This is a genomic window from Cecembia lonarensis LW9, from assembly GCF_000298295.1.
Lineage (GTDB): Bacteria > Bacteroidota > Bacteroidia > Cytophagales > Cyclobacteriaceae > Cecembia > Cecembia lonarensis.
The window spans coordinates 1-5,954 of the sequence record NZ_AMGM01000142.1; the positions used below are offsets into that span (position 1 = coordinate 1).

A 5,954-nucleotide genomic window follows, 5' to 3' on the forward strand; every position below is an offset into this window, starting at 1 on the left:
TTTTAATTTTAATTAAAAAAATCACACTTTATTGTTTTTGAAATACCCTTACATAATCTACTACCATTTGCTGAGGAAAAGAAGTGGCAGCATCCGGACTTCCCGGCCAATTGCCACCGACAGCTATATTAAAAAGGAAAAAGAATGATTCCCTGAATTCATCAAGTCCACTTGGCCTGATATCAATTTCATGGTAAGGTACATTGTCAAGTAGCCATACTATCTTTTCAGCATCCCAAATGATAGAAAATACATGAAAATTATCGTTGAAGATGCCTTCCCGCAGGGTAACTGAACCTCCAAACTCAGCATGGGAACCATTATTGTCCCAATGAACGGTACCATGTACAGTGTTGTCTCTTCCATTGGCACTACCTCCTACCATTTCCATAATATCTATTTCACCGCACCTTGGCCAGCCTACCCTATCAATATTATCTCCCAACATCCAAAGTGCTGGCCAGATACCTTGCCCTTTAGGTAAAGCAGCCCTGATGTCTATCCTACCAAATTTAAAAGATTGTCTGCCTTGTGTTTTGATACGGGATGAAGTAAAATCCCTACCTCCTGAACTTTCTCTTCTTGCCTGAATGATCAAATGTCCATTTTCAACCCTCACATTGTCACGTGTGTAGGACTGAAGTTCATTATTACCCCATCCACAAAGATTAGGACAACCATCACCCATATCAAATACCCAATCGTTAGAAAGTGAATTCCCCTCAAATTCATCACTCCAAACCAATCTATAACCTTCATAACTCAAAGGACTTTCAAATCCAGTATCAGGAATAGGCAATCCTTGCGGAGGGTCAGGTAAAACAATTTCTCTTTCTTCTTGCTGGCAGGCCTGATTAAGGCCTGCCGCAAGGAAGAATAAAAGAAGGTATTTCATTTTAATGAGCATAATCATGATAGGCTTAATCAACTGGTACTAGAACAAAAGTCCACCAAACAGCACCACTACCGGTAATATCAATAACTATGGTTAATTCCCTTGTATCAGGATTGAAATCTAAAACATCATAGGTAACAGATTCATTTTCGCGTGGCGGACCTTCCTCATATTCTCCACCATTAAAGGCTTTGGGAAGTGCAATAAATGCCCCAGTACCAGTCACAGTAATCTGGGCACGATCATTTCCTGAAGCGGGCGTAAAGGTAAACTGATGTGTTCCAGATGCCCAAGCTTCACCTACTGTTCCAGCCAAATTGGACTCAGGTTGACATCCTCCTCCGCTAAGCCCCATGTAATCTTCAGCATATATATCTCCCTGAGCATCATACTCAAATGTCCCATCTTGACTAAAGATGAAAAGATCATTGAACAGACAAGGTCTACCACCTGAAATATCGTCTCCATTAGGGAAGAAGGCATCACTTCCAGGTGCTGGACCAACACCAAAAGCTCCGGCAGCTGGTTTTAATTGCCAAGCCTGGGTACCACTTCCTACCAAGTCATCAAGTGTGAAAGCAGCAGGGCCTCCACCACCAACTTCTTCTCCAAGTTCGTCAGGTACCAAAACAAAAGTCCAAAATACACCATCGAAGGCATCAAATGGATCTGCTGTTCTAAGAGACAAAGTTAATTGCTGAGTTGCCGGGTCATAGGCTGTTACCGTGTAAGTAATGGTTCTTTCTGTGGGACTTCCTCCTTCAGGTATCTCACCACCGTTAAATGCTCTCGGGAATCCAATGAAAGCCCCTGTGCCACTTACTGCTAATTGTGGCATAACACCTGGTGCACCAGGAATTAGGCTAAAACTATGCACACCCGATTTAAACGGTTCTGAAGGTGTACCTTCAAGAATGGATTCTGGTTGACAGCCTTCCCCAGGCACACTCATCCAACCCTCAGCCCAGAAATCACCCTGAGTATCATACTCAAATGTACCATCCTGACTGAATATGTAAAGATCATTAAATGTACAAGGCCTCACAGGTGCTAAATTAGTAGTTGCACCAGGGAAAAAGCCTAAATCACCTCTGAATCCACCAACACCCCAAGAACCTGCAGAGGGGCGCAGTCTCCAAGCTTTGGTTCCATCTCCGACCAATGCTTCAAGGGTCAAAGGGATATCTGGATTAAAGGATACCGTAGTGGAAACATTAATGGTTATCGGCGCGCCATTCAGTGCAGATAGCGTTCTTGATGGTACCGATCGGACCCTAAACTCCATTGGGCCACTTTCGCCCGGTGTAATACCTCTTGCTATTGCGGCTCCATTAATATCATCTTTTTCAATTTCAATAGATGTGGAAGTTGAAGAACCCAGATCAGCAGGATTACGGAATTCATTTCCCGGGCGATCCATTTGGATGATATAGGTCACTTCCATTGTCGTACCGAAATCAGCCGGACTCACATTGAAAACCACTACTTCAGCACCATTCTCCTGAGTAATAACTATATCAGATGGTGGGGAAGCAATAGACGCAGGGGTTTGTGCTATGATAGGGGGCTGTTCTATATCCCCACATGCCCAAAATAATGGCAGCAAAAATACAAGCCATGATAATTTTGAAAGTTCTTTCATATTCATTTTGGTTTTTATTGTTACTTGTAATACGTCTTCAAAAGACATTACAATCACGGTATTTAATCTGTAGTAACAAATGATAAGGATACATCAATAATACATCAATTAAAAATAATTTATTTCTCAAAAACTCATCAAAAAAAATATAAATCATTGATTTAAAGTAAATTAAAAAAATATTAAAATTATAAACCCTTATATTTAGTAGATAAATAAATACAACAATATGATTTTTTTAAATAAAATTTAAGCTATACATCTGACCTTTTATTTTGTTGGAAAAAAAGCTTATATTGGAATAATAAGAACCTGCTGCCATGAAAATCCTTTGGTATATGATACTGTTAACCCTTTTCCAGGCTGATCATTTCAAATCACAAAGAGCGCTTATGGTAGAGACTCAACTTGTCCAAAGGGGGATAAAAGATAAGGCTGTCCTGGATGCGATGCGAAAAGTTCCCAGACATTTATTGGTACCGGAAAAAATCAGAGACTATGCCTATGATGACCGTCCTTTACCTATTGGAGAAGGACAAACTATTTCTCAGCCCTACATCGTAGCCTTTATGACTGAACTGATCCAACCTACAAAAAACATGAGGGTTTTAGAAATAGGAACAGGTTCAGGCTACCAAGCAGCTGTATTGGCTGAAATTGTAAAGGAAGTGTACACCATTGAGATTTTTGAGGGCTTGGGAAAAAGAGCGGAGCAGGACCTGAACGCATTAGGATATACAAATATCCATCTGCACATTGGAGATGGGTACAAAGGTTGGCCTGAAGCAGCTCCTTTTGATGCCATTATTGTTACTGCTGCTCCGGAAAACATTCCTCAACCGCTGATAGACCAGTTGGCTGAAGGAGGAATAATGGTCATTCCCGTCGGTGAAGAAGGAAAAGTGCAGCAATTGATATTAGGAGAAAAAACGAAAGGAAAATTCAAAACCAGGTATATAAGCAGTGTCCGATTTGTTCCATTCCTAAGGGAGAACCTATAAGCGGATTCCAAAATCTGTAACGATTAAGATGGAAAGCAAGTACACTTTTTAACTTCCATTATCTTCCCCATACACTTTGAAAAACTCATTTTCTGCTTCCACTGTACCTATCAAAATAATTTCAGCATCTTCAGGAAATTCGGATTTCGGTTCTGGGTTGATTTTCATTTCCTTTTGACAATGAATGGCAATTACCGTACAACCTGTATGCTTACGGATAGCAGATTCCTTGATGGTTTTCCCAACCAAAGACTTGGGGACTTTTACACGGATCAAATCCAGCCCTTCCGCTACCATCAGGATGTCGTTTCTTCGCAATAAATTCAAAATGGCATTAGCGCCCATAGATGCATAAGAAAGTACAAAATCGGCACCTGCACGGTGAATTGCGGCCAGATTCCTTTCCAAAGTGGTTCTGGTAATGACCTGAATACCCGGCCTCAATGACCTACAATAAATGGTTAAATAAACATTTACATCATCGTCATGTGTAGTTATAATCACGCAGGGAGAATCATCAATTCCTGCTTCTTTCAGCACTTCTAGATCCACGGCATCCCCTAAGATGGTTTTCGCATAGCGCTTGATCCTGGAAGGATCTTTTTCAATAATCCGATAATCGATTTTTCTTGACTCCAGGAATTTCCCTGTAGCCCTTCCTACCCTGCCCCCACCAATAATTACGACTGGAGCAGTATTTTCACAAAACACCTGGTAGGTTTTATTGTACTGGTCGATTTGTCTGGCCGAGCCTGCCAAAAGAATCACGGAATATTGGGTCAATAGCACATCTCTATCAGCTGCCTTAAACTTTCCCCTTTCCCATACGCCGACAATATTTACACCGATATCCTTTCTCAATCGGGTTTCTTTGATTGTTTTACCTACCAAAGGGGTACCCGCCACCATGGTCTCAGCAATAATAAGTTCACCAAACCTTCCCACCAAATGGGTATTGGACTCGCCTCCATTGGCCCTTCTGGAAAGGAAAAGTCCCATTTTCTCTCCCAGTTGCAGCACATGGTTACAACCTGCCAATTTTAAAATATCAATGGATGCTTCAGCATTACAAGTAGCGATAATCGGAACCTCCTTGGCCAGACCCCGCATAGTAAATGCCACGTTGGTATTCAACACGTCTGATTCCGTAGTCGCTACCAAGGCAGCTTGAGATACCCTTGCTTTAAGGTAAGTGTTTGGATCACCCAAATCACCCAACATGATATTAATACCCTGCTGATACAATTCCAATCCTTCCGCCATGGTAGGAACAATAACGACATAAGTGTACTTGTGCCTGTTCAACTTCTTAATCAATGCCTCTGTCACAGGCCCAAATCGGGTAAGAATACATGTCCTTTGGTCTCTTCTGGTAACTCCCTGGGAACTTTTGCCTGTTCCTGAGCCTTCATCCAAGGCGAGTAAAAGAAATTGATGAAAGTAAACGGAAAAAGAATCAACAGAAAAAGCATTCCTGTCAACAATACAATGACAGAAAAGAACCTACCGATATCTGAATCGAAGGTGATATCCCCAAATCCCAATGTGGACATTACCGTCAATGTCCAGTAAATACCTGTTAGCCAGGTATGCTTTTGCCCCTCTTGGGCCATTAATAAGTGAAAAATTACAGAAAAAGATATCACTAAAATTGCCAATACAATAAAAAATCTGATCAGTGTAATGAAATTTCTTCTATCAGGTTTATTCTGAAGAAAAAGCATTACCTGAGTGGTCAGTAGTTTCATAAAAAACCAATGTCTGGATATCTCTAAATCATTGAATTGCTCGAAATTTAAGGATTTTTACTTTGGCACAAAAAAACCACCGCTTAAAGCTGTGGTTTGAAGGTTTTATTTCGTTTTTATCACCCCGGCATACTAGGCCTGACTTCAATTTTGCTGGGCAAGGTCCGGGGATGCATCTGCATCAAATCCACCACCATTTGTCCCAAGTCTTCAATCTGGATTTTCCAAGCATCTTTTTCATTAGGCTCATGGTTATTGAAATAAGTGGCCACTGAACCGGGCATTATAGTGGTGCATCGGATCCCATGCTGCCTGAGGTCAAGCATCACTGCCTGGGTAAAACCTGTCAATCCAAATTTACTTGCATTATAGGCAGAGCCCTGGGCAAAGAAATTGGTACCGGCCAAACTGGAGATGGTAATGAAAAAACCCTTGGACGACTTCAGGGCATCCAATCCGGCTTTGATACTGTAAAAAACCCCGGTAAGGTTGGTGTCAATGGTCTCATGCCACTGGGCTAGACTCAAATCTTCTATGGAGGCAAAATGCCCGATCCCGGCATTGGCGACCAATAAATCCAACTTACCCCATTTATCCATCACCTGTTGCACAGCAGCTTCCTGGGAGGAATAATCCCTGACATCTGCCTCTATGGCCATTGCCTTGCC

Annotated in this window: 6 protein-coding genes; 1 reads left to right on the forward strand and 5 read right to left on the reverse strand. The window is 41.7% G+C overall.

The window, feature by feature from the left end:
* Nucleotides 1–28: 28 nt before the first annotated feature.
* Nucleotides 29–913 (reverse strand): glycoside hydrolase family 16 protein, encoded by an 885-nt coding sequence (locus B879_RS20135; protein ID WP_009187075.1) that lies wholly within the window; start codon nucleotides 911–913, stop codon nucleotides 29–31.
* 7 nt (nucleotides 914–920) lie between these two features.
* Nucleotides 921–2,537, reverse strand: a complete 1,617-nt coding sequence (locus tag B879_RS20140; RefSeq protein WP_157231755.1) for a SusE domain-containing protein — start codon at nucleotides 2,535–2,537, stop codon at nucleotides 921–923.
* 338 nt (nucleotides 2,538–2,875) lie between these two features.
* Here B879_RS20140 and B879_RS20145 point away from each other — a divergent pair, with 338 nt between their 5' ends.
* Nucleotides 2,876–3,538 carry a protein-L-isoaspartate(D-aspartate) O-methyltransferase gene (locus tag B879_RS20145; protein WP_157231757.1) on the forward strand — a complete coding sequence of 221 codons (663 nt, stop codon included), beginning with the start codon at nucleotides 2,876–2,878 and terminating at the stop codon, nucleotides 3,536–3,538.
* A gap of 48 nt (nucleotides 3,539–3,586) precedes the next feature.
* On the opposite strand, the gene B879_RS20150 is transcribed toward B879_RS20145, so the two are convergent.
* The 3 genes from B879_RS20150 to B879_RS20155 all read right to left on the reverse strand — a co-directional run.
* The gene (locus tag B879_RS20150; protein WP_009187079.1) at nucleotides 3,587–4,867 is read right to left on the reverse strand and encodes a potassium channel family protein; all 1,281 of its coding nucleotides are present in this window, start codon (nucleotides 4,865–4,867) and stop codon (nucleotides 3,587–3,589) included.
* Nucleotides 4,864–5,286, reverse strand: a complete 423-nt coding sequence (locus B879_RS23290; protein WP_009187080.1) for a potassium channel family protein — start codon at nucleotides 5,284–5,286, stop codon at nucleotides 4,864–4,866. The genes B879_RS20150 and B879_RS23290 overlap by 4 nt, the downstream gene beginning before the upstream one ends.
* A 119-nt stretch (nucleotides 5,287–5,405) precedes the next feature.
* A partial coding sequence (locus tag B879_RS20155) for an SDR family oxidoreductase (protein WP_040401381.1) occupies nucleotides 5,406–5,954 on the reverse strand: 549 nt, incomplete at its 5' end.

Coding starts and splice junctions, on each gene's coding strand:
- B879_RS23290 (WP_009187080.1), bottom strand. CDS start 5,286: ATGAAACTACTGACCACTCAGGTAATGCTTTTTCTTCAGAATAAACCT.
- B879_RS20145 (WP_157231757.1), top strand. CDS start 2,876: ATGATACTGTTAACCCTTTTCCAGGCTGATCATTTCAAATCACAAAGA.
- B879_RS20140 (WP_157231755.1), bottom strand. CDS start 2,537: ATGAAAGAACTTTCAAAATTATCATGGCTTGTATTTTTGCTGCCATTA.
- B879_RS20135 (WP_009187075.1), bottom strand. CDS start 913: ATGATTATGCTCATTAAAATGAAATACCTTCTTTTATTCTTCCTTGCG.